Below are 19,265 nucleotides of genomic sequence, written 5' to 3' on the forward strand. Positions count from 1 at the left end.
CAGGCAGGACTCAAGCCATGAGCTGCGCGACGATTTCCAGGGACTTGAGCCGCTTTGCCGGATCGAAGACGTCGCACACGATCATCAATTCGTCGGCGCCGGTTTCCGCGACGAGCTTGTTCAAGCCCGCGCGTACGGTGTCGCGGCTGCCGATCACGCTGCAGCCCAGCATCCGTCCCGCCTGGAATTTTTCCGCGGGCGTCCAGTAGGCATCGATATCCTCGACCGGCGGCTGCATCAGTCCGGGCACGCCACGGAAGAGGTCGGCAAACGCCATTTGCTGCGAGGTCGCCAGATAGTGGGCCTCCTCGTCGGTATCGGCCGCGATGACGTTCACGCCTACCAGTGCATAAGGCTGGTCCAGTTGCGTCGAGGGCTTGAAGTGCGAACGGTAATGCTCGAGCGCCTGGTGCAGCATCTGCGGCGCGAAATGCGAGGCGAAGCCGTAGGGCAGGCCCAGGTGGGCGGCCAGTTGCGCGCCGAACATGCTGGAGCCCAGGATCCAGAGCGGCACCGCGGTGCCCGAGCCCGGCACCGCCTCGATGCCCCCGACGGCGCCGTCGGGAGCAAGAAAGGCCTGCAGCTCGAGCACGTCCTGGGGGAAGTTCTCGGCGTTGCCCGGACTGCGGCGCAGGGCGCGCAGGGTGGTCTGGTCGGTGCCGGGCGCGCGGCCCAGCCCCAGGTCGATACGGCCGGGGAACAGGGTTTCCAGGGTGCCGAACTGTTCGGCGATCACGTAGGGCGCGTGATTCGGCAGCATGACGCCGCCCGCGCCGACGCGGATGGTGCTGGTGCCGGCGGCGATATGGGCGATCACGATCGATGTTGCGGCCGTGGTCACGGCCGGCATGTTGTGGTGCTCGGCCACCCAGATGCGGCGATAGCCCAGGCGTTCGGCATGCTGTGCCACGGTCCGGGCTTCGTCCAGGGCGCTGCGGCGGTCGGAACCCTGGCGTACACGGCCGAGTTCAAGAATGGAAAGTGGGGTCATGGTGAGTTCTCGATGGTGGGGTATCCGCGCTGCCGCAGCGGCCGCGCCGCAAGTACGGATGGCCGGGGCAGGGCGGGGCCTGCCCGTGACGATGCCCGCGCACGGGGGCAAGCCCGGCAGCGGCGCTGATGATCACCGGATGATAGTCGATTACGCGCATTTCCGCTGACTCCCGCAGACGACATGGCCGGCGGCCGCTCACCCCTCGGGCCGAACCCTGCGCTGGTCCGCTTTCGTGCCCGCCAGCTTTTCCCAGTAACCCGGACCGTTGTAGATCTCCTTCAGGTAATCGATGAAGTGGCGGATCTTTGCCGGCAGATAGCGCTGCTGCGGGTAGACCGCCTGGATCGGGTAATCGTGGACCGCGAATTCGTTGAGGACGGTGACCAGCTCGCCGCGCTTGAGCTCGGCCTGGATCTCCCAGGTCGAACGCCAGCCGATGCCCAGGCCCTGCTTCACCCAGTCGAACAGCAGTTCGCCGTCGTTGCAGGCCAGGTCGCCGTCGACCCGCACCGCGAACAGCTTGCCCTCGCGGTGGAAGGTCCAGCCGCGCTGCTGGCCGCCCTGCAGGTTGAAGGCCAGGCAGTTGTGGCGCACCAGGTCCTCCGGTACGGCCGGCACGCCGTGGCGCTCGAAATAGGCGGGCGTGCCGCAGACCACCCGGCGGTTGGGAAAGAGCGGGACCGCGACATAGTTCGGGTCGAGCACCTCACCGATGCGGATCGCCATGTCGTAGCCTTCGCGCACCAGGTCGACCACGCTGTCGGTGAAGTTGAAGGACATCTTCAGCTCCGGGTGGATGGCCCGGAAGGCCGGGGCGTGGGGCGCCACGTGCGAGCGGCCGAAGGCCGCCGGCGCCGACACGACCAGGTGGCCGCGCACGGTGCTGCGTCCCGCGCTGATGCTGTTCTCGGTGATCTCGAAGTCGCGCAGCAGCTGGCGGCAGGGCTCGAGGAACTGCTCGCCCAGGGCCGTTAGCGACAGGCCGCGCGTGGAGCGGTGCATCAGGCGCACGCCGAGCCGCCGTTCGAGCGCGTCCAGGCGCCGGCCCATCACCACCGGCGTCACGCCCTCCATCAGCGCGGCCGCCGCGAAGCTCCCTTTTTCGGTGACGAGGACGAAACTGCGGATCTCGGTGTAGCGGTCCATGGCTGCCTCACTCCATACTTTTAGTATCGACAGAGGCAATAGTAGCAGCAATTCAACATTTCCGGACCCGGCGCTATCCTGATTTGGAAGATCCGATCGATCCAAGGCAAGGGAGGCGCATATGGCCCGTATGAGGGCAATCGACGCGGCAGCGGCGGTGCTGCACAAGGAGGGGGTAGGCAAGGTGTTCGGGGTCCCGGGCGCTGCGATCAACCCCCTGTATTCGGCAATGAAGAAGAATGGCGGCTTCGACCACGTGCTGGCGCGCCACGTCGAGGGTGCCTCCCACATGGCCGAGGGCTACACCCGTGCGCGGGCCGGCAACATCGGCGTGTGCATCGGCACCTCCGGCCCGGCCGGCACCGACATGATCACCGGCCTGTACTCGGCCTGGGCCGATTCGATACCTATCTTATGTATCACCGGCCAGGCGCCGCGCGCCCGCCTGTACAAGGAAGACTTCCAGGCGGTCGACATCGAATCGATCGCCAAGCCGGTCACCAAGTGGGCGGTCACGGTGCGCGAACCGGCCCTGGTGCCGCGCGTGTTCCAGCAGGCCTTCCACATCATGCGCTCCGGCCGGCCGGGCCCGGTGTTGATCGACCTGCCTTTCGACGTGCAGATGGCGGAGATCGAATTCGACATCGAGACCTATGCCTCGCTGCCGGTCTACAAGCCGTCCGCCACCCGCGCCCAGGCCGAAAAAGCCCTGGCCATGCTGAACGCCGCCGAGCGCCCGCTCATCGTCTGCGGCGGCGGCGTGATCAACGCCGATGCGGCGGCGAAGCTGCAGGAATTCGCCGAGCTGGTCGGCGTGCCGGTGATCCCGACGCTGATGGGCTGGGGCGCGATCCCCGACGACCATCCGCTGATGGCCGGCATGGTCGGCCTGCAGACTTCGCACCGCTACGGCAACGCCAGCATGCTGGCCTCGGACTTCGTGATCGGCATCGGCAACCGCTGGGCCAACCGCCACACGGGTTCGGTCGAGGTGTACACGAAAGGGCGCACTTTCGTCCACATCGACATCGAGCCGACCCAGATCGGGCGCGTGTTCGATCCCGACTACGGCATCGTGTCCGACGCCGGCGCCGCGCTCGACCTCCTGATCGAGGTGGCGCGTGGCCTGAAGCTGATCCATGGCCTGCCCGACCGCAGCGCCTGGGTGGCCGAGTGCCAGTCGCGCAAGCGCACCATGCTGCGCAAGACCCACTTCGACAGCACGCCGCTCAAGCCCCAGCGCGTGTACGAGGAGATGAACCGCGCCTTCGGGCCGGAGACCTGCTACGTCAGCACCATCGGCCTGTCGCAGATCGCCGCCGCCCAGTTCCTGCACGTGTACAAGCCCCGCAACTGGATCAACTGCGGCCAGGCGGGCCCCCTGGGCTGGACCATTCCGGCCGCCCTGGGCGTGTGCGCCGCCGACCCCGAGCGCGAGGTGGTCGCCATCTCGGGCGACTACGACTTCCAGTTCATGATCGAGGAACTGGCCGTCGGGGCGCAGTTCAGGCTGCCCTACCTGCACGTGGTGGTCAACAACGCCTACCTCGGCCTGATCCGCCAGGCCCAGCGCGGCTTCGACATGGACTACTGCGTGCAGCTCGCCTTCGAGAACATCAACGCGCCCGAACTGGAGAGCTATGGCGTCGACCACGTGGCCGTGGCCGAAGGCCTGGGCTGCAAGGCCCTGCGCGTGCGCCGCGCCGAGGACATCAGGCCGGCCTTTGCCCAGGCGCGCGACTGGATGCGCGAGCACCGGGTGCCGGTCGTGGTCGAGATCATCCTCGAGCGCGTCACCAACATTGCGATGGGCACCGAGATCGATGCCGTCAACGAGTTCGAAGGGTTGGCCGTACAGCGCGAGGATGCGCCCACGGCGATTGCCAACGTTTGAAGGAGACAAGAGCATGCCAAGATTTGCCGCCAACCTGACGATGCTGTTCAACGAGCTGTCCTTCCTCGACCGCTTCGAAGCCGCCGCCAACGCCGGCTTCAAGGGCGTGGAGTACCTCTTCCCCTATGCCTACGACCCGGCAGCCCTGGCCGAACGGCTGGACCGCCTGCAACTGGTGCAAGTGCTGCACAACCTGCCGGCTGGAGACTGGGAAAAGGGCGAGCGCGGGATCGCCTGCCACCCGGACCGCGTCGGCGAGTTCCAGGACGGCGTCGGCCGCGCCATCGACTACGCCCGCCTGCTCGGCTGCAGGCAGCTCAACTGCCTGGCCGGGATCGTCCGCGCGGGCGCCGACCCGGACGTCGTGCACCGCACCTTCGTGGACAACCTGCGCTTCGCCGCCGACAAGCTGAAGGAGGCCGGCATCCGCCTGCTGGTCGAGCCGGTCAACACCCGCGACATCCCGGGTTTCTACCTGAACCGCACCGAGCAGGCCATCGCCATCCTCGACGAGGTCGGCTCCGACAACCTCTTCCTGCAGTACGACATCTACCACGCCCAGCGCATGGAGGGCGAGCTCGGCAACACGATCGAACGCCACCTGGGCCGCATCGCCCACATCCAGCTGGCCGACAACCCCGGGCGCAACGAGCCGGGCACGGGTGAAATCAACTACCCCTGGCTGCTGCGCCACATCGACCGCCTCGGCTACACGGGCTGGATCGGCTGCGAATACAAGCCGGCAGCCGACACCCGCGCGGGCCTCGGCTGGATCCAGGCGCTGGCCTGAACGACAACCAACAAGACATCAAGGAGAACGACATGGCAACGATCGGTTTCATTGGCCTGGGCATCATGGGCACCCCGATGGCAGGACATCTGCTCAAGCACGGACACCGCCTGTTCACCTACACGCGTGGCGAGACGCCGGCCTCGTTGCTCGAGGCCGGCGCGGTGGCCTGCGCCAACAGCGCCGAGGTGGCAAGACAGGCCGACGTGATCATCATCATGGTCCCGGATACGCCGCAAGTGGAAGAAGTGCTGTTCGGTGAATTCGGCGTGGCCGCCGGCCTCTCCGAAGGCAAGGTCGTGGTCGACATGAGCTCGATCTCGCCGGTGGCGACCAAGGATTTCGCGAAGCGCATCCGCGAATTCGGCTGCGACTACCTCGATGCGCCGGTCTCGGGCGGCGAAGTCGGCGCCAAGGCGGCCAGCCTGACCATCATGGTGGGCGGCAGCGAAGCGGCCTTCGACCGCGTGCGTCCACTGTTCCAGCTGATGGGCAAGAACATCACCCTGGTCGGCGGCAACGGCGACGGCCAGATCACCAAGGTCGCCAACCAGATCATCGTGGCGCTGACCATCGAGGCGGTGGGCGAGGCCCTGCTGCTGGCGGCCAAGGCCGGCGCCGACCCGGCCCGGGTGCGCGAAGCCCTGATGGGCGGCTTTGCTTCCTCGCGCATCCTGGAAGTGCACGGCGAGCGCATGGTCAAGCGCAACTTCGCGCCGGGCTTCCGGATCGACCTGCACCGCAAGGATCTGAACCTGGCCTTGACCACCGGGCGCCAGCTCGGCGTGGCGCTGCCGAACACCGCCACCGCCCAGGAGCTGTTCAACACCTGCGCGGCGCACGAGGGCGGCAGCTGGGACCATTCGGCCATGGTGCGGGCGCTGGAGATCATGTCCAACTTCTCGATCGGCCAGGAAGCCTGATGGACGCCGGCCACCGTGCACTGCTGGCGCGCATGTTCGAGGCCGCGGTCGACGCGGCCCAGCCGGCGCGCCGCATCCCGCTCTACCTGCCTGAGCCCCCAAAAGGGCGCACCGTCGTCATCGGCTTCGGCAAGGCCTCGGCGGCGATGGCCCAGGCGCTCGAGCGCCACTGGCCGGGACCGCTGACCGGCCTGGTGGTGACGCGCTACGGCTACGCCGTGCCCTGCGAACGCATCCGCATCGTCGAGGCCGCGCACCCGGTGCCGGACGCGGCCGGCCTGCAGGCAGCGCGCCACATGCTGGAGACGGTGCAGGGCCTGGGTCCGGACGACCTGGTCATCTGCCTGGTCTCCGGCGGCGGCTCGGCGCTGCTGCCGCTGCCGGGAGCAGGCATCACGCTCGAGGACAAGCAGGCCATCAACCGTGCGCTACTGGCCTGCGGCGCCAGCATCGGCGAGATGAACTGCGTGCGCCGCCACCTCTCGAGGATCAAGGGCGGACGCCTGGCGGCGGCCTGCCACCCGGCGCGCGTGCTGAACCTCCTGATCTCGGACGTGCCGGGCGACGATCCGGTCGACATCGCTTCCGGGCCGACGGTGGGCGACGCGACCACCTGCGCGGATGCGCTGGCGATCGTGCGCCGTTACGGCATCGAGCTGCCTCCAAGCGCGCGGGCGCTGCTCGAAAGCGGCCTGGGCGAAAGCATCAAGCCCGACGATCCGCGCCTGGCCCGGGTCACGACCCACCTGATCGCCTCGCCCCAGATGGCGCTGGAAGCGGCGGCGGCGGTCGCGCGCGCCGCCGGCGTCACGCCGCTGATCCTCGGCGACAGCATCGAGGGCGAGGCGCGCGAGGTGGCCAGGGTCATGGCGGGGATCGCGCTGCAGGCGCGCCGCCACGGGCAGCCGGCGGGCGCGCCCTGCGTGCTGCTGTCGGGCGGCGAGACCACGGTGACGCTGCGCGGCGGCGGGCGCGGCGGGCGCAACGTCGAGTTCCTGCTGGCGCTGGGAATCGCCCTGAATGGCGCCGCCGGCATCCATGCGGTGGCGGCCGACACCGACGGCGTCGACGGCGCCGAGGAGGTGGCCGGCGCATTCCTGGCGCCGGACACCCTGGCGCGCGCCTGGGCAGCCGGCATGCCGCCGCGCGACAGCCTCGACGACAACGACGCCCACAGTTTCTTCGGACGGCTGGGCGACGCCCTGGTGACGGGACCGACGCTGACCAACGTGAACGACTTCCGGGCTATTCTTGTCACCTGAGTTGTCACCTGAGGCCCCGTCTCCGCTTTTCTGCTTTCTGTCTTGCAGGTACGAGCCCACGCCCGTGCCTGTCTTTTTTCAGACCACAGGAGTCCCGATGCTACGCCAACGCCGTTCCCGCATCCTCGCCACCCTCGGCCCCGCCAGTTCCAGCCATGAGCGCATACTTGCGCTGGCCCTGGCGGGCGCCGACGTGTTCCGCCTGAACTTCAGCCACGGCAGCCATGCCGACCACGCCGCGCGCTACGAGGCGATTCGCGCGGTCGAGCGCGAAGTCAAGCGCCCGATCGGCGTGCTGATGGACCTGCAGGGCCCGAAGCTGCGCGTCGGCAGCCTGGCCGGCGGCAAGGCCCTGCTGGAAGCCGGCGCGCCCTTCCGGCTCGACCTGGACGCGACCGTAGGCGACGGCACCCGCGCCCAGTTGCCGCACCCCGAGATCTTCGCCGCGCTGCATCCCGGCGCGGAACTGCTGCTCGACGACGGCAAGCTGCGCCTGCGTGTCGATGCCTGCGGGCCCGACTACGCCGACACCACCGTGCTGGTCGGCGGCGTGCTGTCCGACCGCAAGGGCGTCAACGTGCCCGGCGTGGTGTTGCCGATCTCGCCGCTGACCGCCAAGGACCGGACCGACCTCGCCTTTGGCCTGGAGCTGGGCGTGGACTGGGTGGCGCTCTCGTTTGTGCAGCGCCCCGAGGACGTGCGCGAGGCGCGCGCCCTGGTCGGCAAGCGCGCCTGGATCATGGCCAAGCTGGAAAAGCCGGCCGCCATCGATGCGCTGGAGGAAATTGTCGCGCTGTCCGACGGCATCATGGTCGCGCGCGGCGACCTCGGCGTGGAGCTGCCGCCGCAGCAGGTGCCGGTCCTGCAGCGCCGCATCGTGCATGCGGCGCGCGCCGCCGGGCGCCCGGTGGTGGTCGCCACCCAGATGCTCGAATCGATGGTGGCGGCGCCAGTGCCGACCCGGGCCGAAGTCTCGGACGTGGCCAGCGCGATCTACGAAGGGGCCGATGCCGTCATGCTGTCGGCCGAATCGGCATCGGGCCAGTATCCGGTGGAAGCGGTGACGGTGATGGACGACGTGATGCGCGAGGTCGAGCGCGATCCGCGCTGGCGCACCGGCCTGGACGCCAGCCATACCCCGGCCGAGGCGACCACGGCCGATGCGATCTGCTGCGCGCTGCGCCGCGTCGCCAGCCTGATCGCACCGGCGGCCATCGTCGCCTATACCGCGAGCGGAGCGAGCTGCCTGCGCGCCAGCCGCGAGCGGCCCGCCGTGCCCATCCTGGCGCTGACGCCGGACATGGGCATCGCGCGCCGCCTGGCGCTGGCCTGGGGCGTGCACCCGCTGCGCTTCGCGGAAGCACCCACCCTGAACGAGATGGTGGCCGACGGCGTGCGCGCAGCCCGGGAGCACGGCCTGGCCGGGCCCGGCGACGACGTGGTGGTGGTTGCGGGCTTCCCCTCGGGGCATGCCGGCAGCACCAACCTGCTGCACGTGGCGCGGGTGGGTGATGTGAAGTAAAGACCTCGCATCAAAAGCAACGGGCGCCGCGAGGCGCCCGTTTTGTTTCAGTCTTTGCGTCGTAGGGTGGGCACCCCGTGCCCACGCGTTACGCGCGTATCCTTTCTGCGTTGGTCGACACTGATCGCCCGCCAACTTCAACCTCGGCCCGGTCTGCGTCCATCGCACACTTTGCGGGCGAAATATCGCGGCATGTGACTGCCGGCCACGTACGTAACGCGTGGGCACGGAGTGCCCACCCTACGACGCTTCAGCACGGGGTACAAAGAACAACGGGCGCCTCGCGGCGCCCGTTTTGTTCACTCCGTCCGGCTCAGTCCAGCAGATCGAACAGCGTACGCGCGACCACCTTGGTGGCGCGGCGCAGGTCTTCCAGGTCGATGTGTTCGTCGGCACGCTTGGCATTGCTTTCGCCGACCGTGCGCGGGCCGCAGCCGTACAGCACCGCCGGGATGCCGCGCTCGCCGAACAGGCGCGCGTCGGTGTACAGCGGGGTGCCTGCCGCCTCGACCGGTTCGTCGAACACGGCGCTGGCGTGGCGCGACAGGGCCTCGACCATGGGCTGGTTGCCCGGCAGGGGTTGCAGGGCATTGGCCAGCAGCAGGCGGCGGATCTCGATCGAGATGCCCGGGCAGTCGGCCACGGCGTCCCCGATCAGCTTGCGCAGCGCCGCTTCGACCTCGACCGGGTTCTCCTCGGGGATCATGCGGCGGTCGAGCTTGAGCACGACCTTGCCCGGCACCACGTTGGTGTTGGTGCCGCCTTCGATCAGGCCGACGTTCAGGTAGGGGTGGTTGATGCCCTTGACCTGGCTGCGGGTGCCCTTGTAGATGCGGTTCTGCTCGTAGAGCGCGACCAGGATGCGGGTCGCTGCCTGCAACGCGTCCACGCCCGTTTCCGGGACCGCCGCATGGCCCATCTTGCCGTTCACCGCGACTTCCATCTGCAGGCAGCCGTTGTGGGCGGTGACGACCTGGTAGCTGAAGCCGGCGGCGATCAGGAGGTCGGGCTTGACGATGCCCTGCTCGAGCAGCCAGCCCGGACCGAGTTCGCCGCCGAATTCCTCGTCGTAGGTGAAGTAGAGTTCGACGCCGCCCTTGAGCGGGGCGCCCAGGGCTTCGAGGGCGCGGGTGGCGAAGGTGAAGGTGGCGAAATCGCACTTGCTGACGGCGGCGGCGCGGCCATACAGCTTGCCGTCCGCGATCTCGGCGCCGTAGGGCGGATGGGTCCAGCCTTCGCCCGGCGGCACCACGTCGCCGTGGGCGTTCAGGGCCACGGTACGACCCGTATCGTTATATTTTCGGCGCACCACCAGGTTGGTGATGGTCTGTAGGCCGGCCTCCTGCACCACCGGCGCCGGGACCGCATGCTGCTCGGCCTCGAAGCCGAATGCGCGCAGCAGCTCGGTGGTGCGCTCGGCGTGCGGTGCGTTGTTGCCCGGCGGCGTGTCGGTCGGGACGCGCACCAGCTCCTGCAGGAAGCGCACCTCCTCGTCGAAATGGGCGTCGATCCAGGCGTCGAGGGTCTCGTAAGGGCTAGTCGTGGTCATGTCGGGTCCGTGGCAAGTTGGTGGAGGAGGGATTGGAAGGCAAACACGCACAGTTCGGTGTCGTCGTTGGTGACCGCTTCCAGCGGGTTGTGGCTGATGCCGGCGTTCAGGCCGCGCTGGAACAGCATGGCCTGGGGCATGATCTGGTGCAGCATCATGGCGTCGTGTCCGGCGCCGCTCGGCATGCGGAATACCGGCAGGCCGAGGCTGTCGACCGCGTGCTCCCAGCGTTGGCGCAGGGCGGGATCGCAGGGCGCGGCCGCGGCGCGCATCGATTCTTCGAGCGTGAATTCGAGGCCGCGCCGCGCGCAGATCGCGCGCAGGCGTTCCTGGATGTCGCGCGCGCAGGCGTCGCGCACGTCATTCGTGGTGGCGCGCACGTCGAGGCTGAAGCGGCAGCGCCCCGGCACCACGTTGATCGAACCGTTGGGCACTTCCAGCATGCCGACGGTGGCCACCAGGTCGGGGACGGCGGCGCCACGCTCCTCGACGTAGAGCACGAGTTCGGCGGCCGCGGCGGCGGCGTCGCGCCGCATCGTCATCGGCGTGGTGCCCGCGTGGCAGGCGGTGCCGACGATCTCGCCGAAGAAGCGCACGCTGCCGTTGATCGAGGTGACCACGCCCAGCGGCAGGTCGGCGTCGTTCAGCACCGGGCCCTGTTCGATGTGGACCTCGACGAAGCCGAGGTAGCGCGCCGGATCGCGCTTCAGGGCCGCGATGTCCTCGGCGCGCAGGCCGGCCTGTTCGAAGGCGGCGCGCATGGCGATGCCGTCGGCGTCCTGCTGATCCAGCCACGCGTGGTTGAACTGCCCGGTGAGGGCGCCCGAGCCGAGGAACACGGCCTTGTAGCGCTGGCCTTCCTCTTCGGCGAAGGCGACCACCTCGATGCCGTAGGGCAGGCGGCGTCCCTGGCGGTGCAGCTCGCGCACGCAGGCCATCGGCACCAGGATGCCCAGGCGGCCGTCGTACTTGCCGCCGTTGCGCACGGTGTCGTAGTGCGAGCCGGTGAGCAGGCGTTTCGCTTCCCTGTCCGTGCCATGGTAGACCCCGACCACGTTGCCGACGGCGTCGATGTTCACTTCGTCGAAGCCGCAGTCCTCGCGCATCCAGCGCGCCAGTTGCGCCGCGCAGGCGCGGTGGGCCTCGGTCAGGTAGGTGACGCACAGCTCGCCGCGTTCCGCGTAGCCCGGGTCGCTGTGCGCAGCCAACGCTTCTGCCCAGTCCCAGACCAGGTTGCCCAGCACCGGCTCGTGGCCGAACTTGTCGTTCAGGCGGATTTCGGCGATGCGGTGGATGTTGCGCAGGGCTTCGGCCAGCTCGAAGTCGGGCTGGTTGGCCAGGCGGCGTGCGAAAGTCGCGATGATCTCGCGCTTGGGCAGGCCGGCGCCGCGCGGGCCGCGCACGGCCAGGATGAAGGGGAAGCCGAACTTCGCGTTGTAGTCCGCGTTCAGGCGCTGGATGGTGGCGAATTCCTCGGGCGTGCAGTCGGTAAGGCCTGCCTTGTTCTGCTCGTTGGTCGATTCGGCGGTGAGCGACTTCGACACCATGGCCTTGCCGGCCAGCTCGGGGTGGGCCCGGATCAGGCCGAGCTTGGCTTCGCCCGGCGCCGTGCGCACCGCTTCGATGAGGGCGTGCTTGAGCTGCGCCAGGCTGGCGAAGGGGCGGCGCTGCCAGGCGCGCGCCGCGATCCAGGGCGAGTGTTCGTAGACGCCGTCGAGCAGGGCGGTGAATTGCGCCTCGTCGGCGGCGTTGAGACGGTCAAGAGTCAGCATGTCAGGGGTCAGCATGTTACGTCCAGAGAAAGGCCGTAGCCGGGTCGAAGGGATGGGTGCGCTTCCAGTGGCGCGCGATGTCGATGCGGCGGGCGACCCACACGCGCTCGTGCTGGCCGATGTAGTCGAGGAAGCGCTGCAGCGCGAGGAAGCGGCCCGGGCGTCCGAGCAGGCGGCAGTGCATGCCGATGCTCATGATGGACGGACGCTCTTCGCCTTCGGCGTAGTGCACGTCGAAGGCGTCGCGCAGGTAAGAGAAGAAAGGATCGCCGTGCGAGAAGCCCTGGGGCAGGGCGAAACGCATGTCGTTGCAGTCCAGGGTATAGGGCACGACCAGCTGCGGCGCCTCGCTGCCGTCGCTGCGAGGCACGCGCAGCCAGAAGGGCAGGTCGTCGCCGTAGTAGTCGCTGTCGTACTCGAAGCCGCCATAGTCGGCCACCAGGCGCCGCGTGTGCGGGCTGTCGCGTCCCGTGTACCAGCCGAGCGCGCGCTCGCCGGTCAGGCGTTCGATGGCCTCCATGCCGCGCGCCATGTGCTCGCGTTCGGTCGCCTCGTCCACGTTCTGGTAGCTGATCCAGCGCCAGCCGTGGCAGGCGATCTCGTGCCCCAGTTCGCGGAAGGCCGCGGTGACGTCGGGGCAGCGTTCGAGCGCCATGCCGACGCCGAACACGGTCAGCGGCAGGCCGCGCCGTTCGAACTCGCGCAGGATGCGCCAGACCCCGACCCGCGACCCGTACTCGTAGATGCTTTCCATGCTCAGGTGGCGCGCCGGGAAGGCGGCGGGGTTGAACATCTCGGACAGGAACTGCTCGCTGCCGGCATCGCCGTGCAGCACGCTGTTCTCGCCGCCTTCCTCGAAATTCAGGACGAACTGCACGGCGACGCGCGCGCGGCCCGGCCAGTCGGCATGGGGCGCGTTTGCGCCGTAGCCCTGCAGGTCGCGTGGATAGGTTGGGGTCATGGTCGGCTCGGGTTCAGGGTTGATGGGTCAGCGCTTCAGGATCTCGGCCAGGTCGACGCGCTGGGGGTCGAGGTTCAGGTTGTGCTGGACGTTGGCGAGGTGCTTGCCGACCAGGCGCACGGCGGCCTTGGCGTCGCGCCGTTCGAAGGCGTCGACGATGGCGACATGTTCGTCGAGCGACTCCTCGGCCGACTGGGTCGACTGGCGCATCAGCGCGATCAGGGAAGAGCGGGTCAGCAGCTCGTTCAGCATCTGGACCAGCACCCCGTTGCCCAGCATCTGCGCCAGCACGATGTGGAAGTCGGCCAGCAGGCGGGTGCGGCCCGATACCTCGGTGCCGGTCACGGCCGCGCGCTCGAGCTCGAGATGCGCGCGCAGCTGGCGGATCTGCTCGTCGGTGATGGTCGCGCACAGCTGTTTCGTGACCGCCGTCTCCAGGATTTCGCGCACTTCGAAGACGTCGCGCGCTTCCTCGGCCGTCGGCGTGGCCACGAAGGCGCCGCGCGCGGGCTCGAGCACCACCAGGCGATCGCGGCTGAGCTGGTTGAAGGCTTGCCGCACCACGGTGCGCGAGACCTTGAAGATGTCGCCGATCTTCTGCTCCGACAACTTGGTGCCGGGCATCAGGCGGCGGTCGGCGATGGCGTTCGTGATCGCGTCGACGATGCGCTGGGTGGCGCTGGCCGCCGGCGCGGCGGCCTCGTCCTGGGCCTTGAGGGCGTCGGGCGCATCGACCGGCGGCAGGACGATTTTCAGGGGCGGGCGGGGGCGGCTCATGCTCGGTCGGAGGCTCGTTTAAAAGAATAAATTGTTGACATCGTGTCTGAAGTGTATACACTTTTTTCAAAGTTGAAAACAAAAAGTGTATGCAATCCAGCCGCCCGACCAGGGCCGGCCCCATTCAACAAGGAGACTTATGGGACACCTCAGCACCCACGTGCTCGACCTCATGCACGGCTGCCCGGCCGCCGGCATGCGCGTGAGCCTGCAGCGGATCGACGGCGCCGGCGCCGCCGCCACCACCACCACGATCAAGACCCTCGAACTGAACGCCGACGGCCGCACCGATGGCGGCCCGCTGCTCGATGCAGCCGCCATGGCGAGCGGGCGCTACCGCCTGGTGTTTTCGGTGGCGAAGTATTTCCGCGCGCGCGGCGTGGAACTGCCGGAGCCGGCCTTCATCGACGAAGTGCCGATCGAGTTCGGCATCGCCGACGCGGCCGGCCACTACCATGTGCCGCTCCTGGTCAGCCCCTGGGCCTACTCGACCTACCGCGGTTCCTAGGTTAATTTCAAAAAGATAAAAAAACTGTTATGCAAACTTAGCAGGATCGTATACAGTTATTTTCGTCGCCGCGGAGCGCATCGGCACGCGGACCCAGTCTGCCGCCGATGGTTGCGATGATCGCCCCTCACAGAGCCCGCTGTGGTGATGGGACAGTACAGCGTTCATGGACGCCGTACTTCCTTTTCGCTTGAGGCTCTATGGAAACCTACCTGCTCGACTGGGTCAACCTGTTGCTGCGCTGGACCCACGTCATCACGGCGATTGCCTGGATCGGCGCATCCTTCTATTTCGTCTTCCTCGATAACTCGCTGAACAAGCCGACTGCGCCGGACCTGGTGCAGAAGGGCGTCGACGGCGAGCTCTGGGCCGTGCACGGCGGCGGCTTCTACCATCCGCAAAAATACCTGGTGGCGCCCAAGGCCATGCCCGAGAACCTGCACTGGTTCTACTGGGAGAGCTATGCCACCTGGCTGTCCGGCTTCGGCCTGTTCACGGTGCTCTACCTGTTCAATGCCGGCACCTTCATGGTCGACCGCACGGTCCACGACTGGTCGTCCGGCGCCGCCGTCGCCACCGCGCTCGGCTTCCTGGTCGCGTTCTGGTTCGTCTACGACATCATCTGCCGCGCCTTCGGACGCAGGAAGAACGGCGACCTGATCGTCGGCGCCTGTGTGTTCGTCTTCGTCGTCTTCGCCGCCTGGCTGGCCTGCCAGCTGTTCGCCGGCCGCGCCGCCTTCCTGCTGGTGGGCGCCATGCTCGCCACCGCGATGAGCGCGAACGTCTTCTTCTGGATCATTCCCGGCCAGCGCAAGGTCGTGGCCCAGCTCAAGGCCGGCCAGCCGGTCGACCCGATCTACGGCTGGCGCGCCAAGCAGCGCAGCGTGCACAACACCTATTTCACGCTGCCGGTGCTGATCGCCATGCTCTCGAATCACTACGGCTGGCTGTACTCGGGCGAGCACAACTGGGTCGTGCTGGTGCTGCTGATGCTGGCCGGCGCCCTGGTGCGGCACAGCTTCGTCGCCCGCCACAAGGCCCTGGTGCAAGGCAAGCGCGTGCCCTGGGAACATGCGATGGCCGGCGTGGCGGCCCTGGTGGCGATGGTGGTCTGGCTGACGCCCAAGCCCGAGCCGGTCGAGCCGGTCATGGCCGCTGCGCCCCAGGCTGCCGCCCCGGCAGGCGGCGCTGCAGCGGCAGCCCCCGCAGCTGCCGCCGGCGGCGCCACTGCCCACACGGTCAGCTTCCAGCAGGTCAAGGGCGTGATCGACCAGCGCTGCGCGATGTGCCACTCGGCCCAGGTGCAGAGCAAGGGCATCGCCTTCGATTCCCCGGCCTCGATCAAGCGCCACGCACAGCAGATGTACCAGCAGACCGTGGTGCTGAAGGTCATGCCACTGAATAACGCGACCCAGATCACCGCCGGAGAGCGGGACTTGCTCAAGCGTTGGTACGAAGAGGGCGCGCCGGTCGAGTAAGAACCTGGCCCCCACCGGATGGCGGGCCGGTACCGCGCGCGGTACTGCCTGGCCCTCGCCCGGCAAGCAGCATGCATTCTTTGGTTGCAGACATACGTCAATAATAATCAGGAGACAAGCATGAAACATCAAAGCCGCCATCCGGTGGACGAGCGGCTGCCGCTCGGGCGCTTGAGCGCGCTCGGCCTGCAGCACGTACTGGTCATGTACGCCGGCGCCATCGCCGTACCCTTGATCGTGGGACGCGCCCTGAAACTGTCGCCGGCGGAGGTCACGATGCTGATCTCGGCCGACCTGTTCTGTTGCGGCCTGGTGACCCTGATCCAGTCCTTCGGACTGGGTTCCTGGTTCGGCATCCGCCTGCCGGTCATGATGGGCGTCACCTTCGCCGCCGTCGGGCCGATGGTGGCGATCGCGAACGCCGTGCCCGGGGTCGACGGCGCCCGCGCCATCTTCGGCGCCGGCATCGGCGCCGGCCTGCTGGCGATCCTCATCGCGCCCCTGATGAGCCGCATGCTGCGCTTCTTTCCGCCCGTGGTCACCGGCACCATCATCCTGGTCATCGGCGTCAGCCTGATGCGGGTCGGGGTCGGCTGGGCCATGGGCGGCCCGGACTCGGCGGCCCAGACCGTCGACGTGGCGCGCCTGGCGACCATGGTGGACGACGCGAAGGCGGCCGCCGCGGCTTCGGCAGCGGCCATGCCGGAAACCGTCGCGGCCCCCGCACTGAAACTGGCCGGACCGGTCCCGATGACGCCGAATCCCGCCTACGGCGCCCTGGACGACATGGCGATCGCAGCCTTCGTGCTGGTGGTCGTGCTGGGGCTGGTCAAGTATGCGCGCGGCTTCGTCTGCAACATCTCCATCCTGCTCGGCATCGTGGCCGGCTGCAGCGTGGCTTATGCCGCCGGCAAGATGCACTTCGATAAAGTCGGCAAGGCCAACTGGTTCGAGCTGGTCACGCCCTTCGCCTTCGGCATGCCGACCTTCGACATCGTCATGATCCTCACGCTCACCGTCGTGATGGTGGTCGTCATGATCGAGTCTGCCGGCATGTTCCTGGCCCTGTCCGACATGACGGGCAAGAAGATCGACCAGTCGCAACTGGCGGCCGGCCTGCGCACCGACGCCCTCGGCACCCTGATCGGCGGCGTCTTCAATACCTTCCCGCACACCAGCTTCTCGCAGAACGTCGGCCTGGTCGCGGTCACCGGCGTGAAAAGCCGCTGGGTCTGCGTGGCGGGCGGCATCATCATGATCGTCCTGGGCATGCTGCCGAAGATGGCTGCGCTGGTCGAGGCGATTCCCCAGTTCGTGCTGGGCGGCGCCGGGCTGGTGATGTTCGGCATGGTGGCGGCGGCCGGTATCCGCATCCTGACGCGGGTGGACTTCCAGGGCAACCGTTTCAACCTCTACATCGTCGCGCTATCGATCGGCTTCGGCCTGATCCCGCTGGTGGCGCCGCGCTGGGCCCAGCAGATGTCGCACAGCCTGCATCCGCTGCTGGAATCCGGCATCCTCCTGACCGCGGTGGCCGCGGTGACGCTGAACCTGTTCTTCAACGGCACGCGCGGCGTGCCGGCCGCGAGCCATGAAGAACACGGCGGCATGGAACATTCCGTCGCACAGGTGAGCAAGGCATGAAGCGCGCTACCATGAATATCGTCAAGATCGCCGGCATCGCCCTGGGCCTCGGTGCGGCTTGCGCAGTCCAGGCGGCCGACTGGAGCGACACCTCGATCGGCTACCGCACCGGCAAGCGCTTCGCCGAGCCCTTCAATGCCAACGACATCAGCAAGGACATCATCCAGCTGAACCATGTCAGCGGCTACAAGTACGGGACCAACTTCGCGAACCTGGACGTGCTCCTGTCCGACAAGACCGATCCGTCCTCGAAGGGAGCGTCCTCGGGCGCGCAGGAGTTCTACCTGGTGTACCGGCATACGGTCGAATGGGGCAAGGTCGGCGGCACGCCGCTGCGCTTCGGCCCCCTGCGCGACGCCGGCCTGACCCTGGGCTTCGACGTCAACACCAAGAACGACGCCGGCTACAACTCCAAGAAGCGCATGGTGGTGGCCGGACCGACCTTCATGTTCGACGTGCCGGGCATGCTCAATATCGGCATCTACGGACTGTGGGAGAGCAACGCGCCCTACAGCAGCTTCACAGGAGTGGCCACGCCGCGCTACCGCTACGATACCCATCCGATGCTGGGCGTGGTCTGGGCCTTCCCGCTGGCATCAAACAGGCTGTCGTTCGAAGGCTATGCGAACTTCATCGGCGCCAAGGGCAAGAACGAGTTCGGACGGGACACCGCGGCCGAGACCAACATCGACATGCAGCTGATGCTCGATGTCGGCGTGCTGTTCGACGCCAAACCCAAGCGCTTCCGGGCGGGTGTGGCCTACCAGTACTGGAAGAACAAGTTCGGCAACGACAGCCGTACGATCCCCGGTGCCACTGCACGGACGCCGATGGTCAAGGCGCAGTATCACTTCTAGCAAGGCTGACCGCCTGCCGTCAGCTCTCCGCCGTGGCATAATCGTCCCGGGCGCGCACCGCGTGCGTACCCGGGAATTACCAGCAATATCGGCAATATCAGCCATATCAGGAAGGACAGGAGAGCCGATGGTATTCGAGAGCGCAGAAATTCTGATCAAGCCGGGCATGGAGGCCGAATTCGAGGCCGCCGTGCGCCAGGCAACGCCGCTGTTCCAGCGTGCCCGCGGCTGCGCCGGCATGCAGCTCCAGCGCGGCATCGAGAACCCGCGCGCCTACCGCCTGCTGATGCGCTGGGAAACGCTTGAGGACCATACCGTCCACTTCCGGGGCAGCGAGGACTTCCAGGAATGGCGCCGCCTGGTTGGCCATTGCTTCGACGCCCCGCCGAACGTCACCCACCTCGATACCGTGTTCGAAGGTTTCTGATCCGGTTCGTCCCATGTGCGTCAACTACCGTCCGCCCACGCCCGAACAGTTCGGCAGGTTCGGCACCATCGGCGCCTTCAGCGACCTGCCGGCCGACTGGCGCTGGCCGGAAGAAACCTGGAAGGACTACGTCGCGCCCATCCTGCGCGCGAGTCCCGGCAGGCGGCCCGAGGCCTGCCTGGCGAGCTATGGCATGGTCCCGCGGCGCCACATCCCGCCCGAGATCAAGCCCTTCGACACCATGAACGCGCGCGCCGAGTCGCTGGTCGAGCGGCGTTCGTTTGCCCCGGCCTGGCGCCGCCTGCAGCTGTGCGCGGTGCCGATGGCCTGGTTCTACGAACCCTGCTACGAGAGCGGGCGCGCCGTGCGCCATGCGATCGGCATGGCGGACGAATCGCTCTTCTTCGTGGCCGGACTGTGGCGCGACTGGCAGGAACCGGACGGCAGCGTCCAGTCCTCGTTCACCCAGATCACCATCAACGCCGACGACCACCCGCTGATGCGCCGCATGCACAAGCCGGGCGACGAGAAGCGTTCGCTGGTGATCCTGCCGCAGGACGAGGTCGAAGACTGGCTGGCCTGCCGCAGCACCGACATGGCGTACAGCTTCCTGCGCCATTATCCGGCGGAGCGCATGCGCGACTGGCCGGCGCCGGCCGCGCCGCGCGCCAGGGCGCCTGCACCGTCGCCGAACCTCGAGCTGTTCTGATCGCCCTTTACAATCGATGCCGGCTTCGCCCGGCTGCCTGAGCACATGGAGG

At 67.9% G+C, this 19,265-nt stretch carries 17 protein-coding genes; 11 read left to right on the top strand and 6 right to left on the bottom strand.

Annotated elements, in window-relative coordinates:
- Nucleotides 1–10: 10 nt before the first annotated feature.
- Nucleotides 11–991, bottom strand: coding sequence for an LLM class flavin-dependent oxidoreductase (locus ACSUZJ_RS11770; protein WP_499416292.1), 981 nt, complete (start codon nt 989–991; stop codon nt 11–13).
- A gap of 198 nt (nt 992–1,189) precedes the next feature.
- Complete coding sequence (locus ACSUZJ_RS11775) at nt 1,190–2,140, bottom strand: LysR family transcriptional regulator (RefSeq protein ID WP_499416294.1); 951 nt, start codon at nt 2,138–2,140, stop codon at nt 1,190–1,192.
- Between the two features lie 121 nt (nt 2,141–2,261).
- Here ACSUZJ_RS11775 and gcl point away from each other — a divergent pair, with 121 nt between their 5' ends.
- The 5 genes from gcl to pyk all read left to right on the top strand — a co-directional run bounded on the left by gcl (nt 2,262) and on the right by pyk (nt 8,531).
- On the top strand, nt 2,262–4,034 hold the full coding sequence (gcl, locus tag ACSUZJ_RS11780) for a glyoxylate carboligase (RefSeq protein WP_499416296.1): 1,773 nt from the start codon (nt 2,262–2,264) through the stop codon (nt 4,032–4,034).
- Between the two features lie 13 nt (nt 4,035–4,047).
- Nucleotides 4,048–4,824 (top strand): hydroxypyruvate isomerase, encoded by a 777-nt coding sequence (hyi, locus tag ACSUZJ_RS11785; protein WP_499416298.1) that lies wholly within the window; start codon nt 4,048–4,050, stop codon nt 4,822–4,824.
- 32 nt (nt 4,825–4,856) lie between these two features.
- Complete coding sequence (locus ACSUZJ_RS11790; RefSeq protein ID WP_499416300.1) at nt 4,857–5,747, top strand: 2-hydroxy-3-oxopropionate reductase; 891 nt, start codon at nt 4,857–4,859, stop codon at nt 5,745–5,747.
- Nucleotides 5,747–7,009 (top strand): glycerate kinase type-2 family protein, encoded by a 1,263-nt coding sequence (locus tag ACSUZJ_RS11795; RefSeq protein WP_499416302.1) that lies wholly within the window; start codon nt 5,747–5,749, stop codon nt 7,007–7,009. Before ACSUZJ_RS11790 ends, ACSUZJ_RS11795 begins: the two co-directional genes overlap by 1 nt.
- A 97-nt stretch (nt 7,010–7,106) precedes the next feature.
- On the top strand, nt 7,107–8,531 hold the full coding sequence (gene pyk / locus ACSUZJ_RS11800; RefSeq protein WP_499416304.1) for a pyruvate kinase: 1,425 nt from the start codon (nt 7,107–7,109) through the stop codon (nt 8,529–8,531).
- A 313-nt stretch (nt 8,532–8,844) separates the two neighbouring features.
- Here the strand turns inward: pyk and ACSUZJ_RS11805 are convergent, their stop codons facing one another.
- From ACSUZJ_RS11805 to ACSUZJ_RS11820, 4 genes are read right to left on the bottom strand one after another with little or no spacing between them, the layout of a single operon-like run.
- The gene (locus ACSUZJ_RS11805; protein WP_499416306.1) at nt 8,845–10,080 is read right to left on the bottom strand and encodes an ArgE/DapE family deacylase; all 1,236 of its coding nucleotides are present in this window, start codon (nt 10,078–10,080) and stop codon (nt 8,845–8,847) included.
- Nucleotides 10,077–11,867 (bottom strand): 2-oxo-4-hydroxy-4-carboxy-5-ureidoimidazoline decarboxylase, encoded by a 1,791-nt coding sequence (gene uraD, locus ACSUZJ_RS11810; protein WP_499416308.1) that lies wholly within the window; start codon nt 11,865–11,867, stop codon nt 10,077–10,079. Before uraD ends, ACSUZJ_RS11805 begins: the two co-directional genes overlap by 4 nt.
- A 1-nt stretch (nt 11,868) precedes the next feature.
- Nucleotides 11,869–12,813, bottom strand: coding sequence for an allantoinase PuuE (puuE, locus tag ACSUZJ_RS11815; protein ID WP_499416310.1), 945 nt, complete (start codon nt 12,811–12,813; stop codon nt 11,869–11,871).
- Between the two features lie 27 nt (nt 12,814–12,840).
- Nucleotides 12,841–13,590: a GntR family transcriptional regulator gene (locus ACSUZJ_RS11820; RefSeq protein ID WP_499416312.1), complete on the bottom strand. Its 750-nt coding sequence runs from the start codon at nt 13,588–13,590 to the stop codon at nt 12,841–12,843.
- Nucleotides 13,591–13,729: 139 nt separating this feature from the next.
- Between ACSUZJ_RS11820 and uraH the strand changes: the two genes are divergently transcribed.
- The 6 genes from uraH to ACSUZJ_RS11850 all read left to right on the top strand — a co-directional run bounded on the left by uraH (nt 13,730) and on the right by ACSUZJ_RS11850 (nt 19,213).
- Nucleotides 13,730–14,098, top strand: a complete 369-nt coding sequence (uraH, locus tag ACSUZJ_RS11825) for a hydroxyisourate hydrolase (RefSeq protein WP_499416314.1) — start codon at nt 13,730–13,732, stop codon at nt 14,096–14,098.
- A 200-nt stretch (nt 14,099–14,298) separates the two neighbouring features.
- Complete coding sequence (locus ACSUZJ_RS11830) at nt 14,299–15,576, top strand: urate hydroxylase PuuD (protein ID WP_499416316.1); 1,278 nt, start codon at nt 14,299–14,301, stop codon at nt 15,574–15,576.
- 120 nt (nt 15,577–15,696) lie between these two features.
- The gene (locus tag ACSUZJ_RS11835) at nt 15,697–17,220 is read left to right on the top strand and encodes a nucleobase:cation symporter-2 family protein (protein WP_499416318.1); all 1,524 of its coding nucleotides are present in this window, start codon (nt 15,697–15,699) and stop codon (nt 17,218–17,220) included.
- The gene (locus tag ACSUZJ_RS11840) at nt 17,217–18,077 is read left to right on the top strand and encodes an outer envelope protein (protein WP_499416320.1); all 861 of its coding nucleotides are present in this window, start codon (nt 17,217–17,219) and stop codon (nt 18,075–18,077) included. The genes ACSUZJ_RS11835 and ACSUZJ_RS11840 overlap by 4 nt, the downstream gene beginning before the upstream one ends.
- 127 nt (nt 18,078–18,204) lie before the next feature.
- On the top strand, nt 18,205–18,504 hold the full coding sequence (locus ACSUZJ_RS11845) for an antibiotic biosynthesis monooxygenase family protein (RefSeq protein ID WP_499416322.1): 300 nt from the start codon (nt 18,205–18,207) through the stop codon (nt 18,502–18,504).
- 13 nt (nt 18,505–18,517) lie between these two features.
- On the top strand, nt 18,518–19,213 hold the full coding sequence (locus ACSUZJ_RS11850) for an SOS response-associated peptidase (RefSeq protein ID WP_499416324.1): 696 nt from the start codon (nt 18,518–18,520) through the stop codon (nt 19,211–19,213).
- Nucleotides 19,214–19,265 lie beyond the last annotated feature (52 nt).

It is taken from the genome of Telluria sp. B2, from assembly GCF_051789535.1.
Lineage (GTDB): Bacteria > Pseudomonadota > Gammaproteobacteria > Burkholderiales > Burkholderiaceae_D > Telluria.

What these genes read in the sequence shown, in the direction of transcription:
- ACSUZJ_RS11820 (WP_499416312.1), bottom strand. Translation starts at nt 13,590, where the DNA reads ATGAGCCGCCCCCGCCCGCCCCTGAAAATCGTCCTGCCGCCGGTCGAT.
- ACSUZJ_RS11845 (WP_499416322.1), top strand. Translation starts at nt 18,205, where the DNA reads ATGGTATTCGAGAGCGCAGAAATTCTGATCAAGCCGGGCATGGAGGCC.
- ACSUZJ_RS11805 (WP_499416306.1), bottom strand. Translation starts at nt 10,080, where the DNA reads ATGACCACGACTAGCCCTTACGAGACCCTCGACGCCTGGATCGACGCC.
- uraD (WP_499416308.1), bottom strand. Translation starts at nt 11,867, where the DNA reads ATGCTGACCCCTGACATGCTGACTCTTGACCGTCTCAACGCCGCCGAC.
- ACSUZJ_RS11775 (WP_499416294.1), bottom strand. Translation starts at nt 2,140, where the DNA reads ATGGACCGCTACACCGAGATCCGCAGTTTCGTCCTCGTCACCGAAAAA.
- hyi (WP_499416298.1), top strand. Translation starts at nt 4,048, where the DNA reads ATGCCAAGATTTGCCGCCAACCTGACGATGCTGTTCAACGAGCTGTCC.
- ACSUZJ_RS11840 (WP_499416320.1), top strand. Translation starts at nt 17,217, where the DNA reads ATGAAGCGCGCTACCATGAATATCGTCAAGATCGCCGGCATCGCCCTG.
- ACSUZJ_RS11795 (WP_499416302.1), top strand. Translation starts at nt 5,747, where the DNA reads ATGGACGCCGGCCACCGTGCACTGCTGGCGCGCATGTTCGAGGCCGCG.
- ACSUZJ_RS11830 (WP_499416316.1), top strand. Translation starts at nt 14,299, where the DNA reads ATGGAAACCTACCTGCTCGACTGGGTCAACCTGTTGCTGCGCTGGACC.
- ACSUZJ_RS11850 (WP_499416324.1), top strand. Translation starts at nt 18,518, where the DNA reads ATGTGCGTCAACTACCGTCCGCCCACGCCCGAACAGTTCGGCAGGTTC.
- ACSUZJ_RS11770 (WP_499416292.1), bottom strand. Translation starts at nt 991, where the DNA reads ATGACCCCACTTTCCATTCTTGAACTCGGCCGTGTACGCCAGGGTTCC.
- puuE (WP_499416310.1), bottom strand. Translation starts at nt 12,813, where the DNA reads ATGACCCCAACCTATCCACGCGACCTGCAGGGCTACGGCGCAAACGCG.
- gcl (WP_499416296.1), top strand. Translation starts at nt 2,262, where the DNA reads ATGGCCCGTATGAGGGCAATCGACGCGGCAGCGGCGGTGCTGCACAAG.
- ACSUZJ_RS11790 (WP_499416300.1), top strand. Translation starts at nt 4,857, where the DNA reads ATGGCAACGATCGGTTTCATTGGCCTGGGCATCATGGGCACCCCGATG.
- pyk (WP_499416304.1), top strand. Translation starts at nt 7,107, where the DNA reads ATGCTACGCCAACGCCGTTCCCGCATCCTCGCCACCCTCGGCCCCGCC.
- ACSUZJ_RS11835 (WP_499416318.1), top strand. Translation starts at nt 15,697, where the DNA reads ATGAAACATCAAAGCCGCCATCCGGTGGACGAGCGGCTGCCGCTCGGG.
- uraH (WP_499416314.1), top strand. Translation starts at nt 13,730, where the DNA reads ATGGGACACCTCAGCACCCACGTGCTCGACCTCATGCACGGCTGCCCG.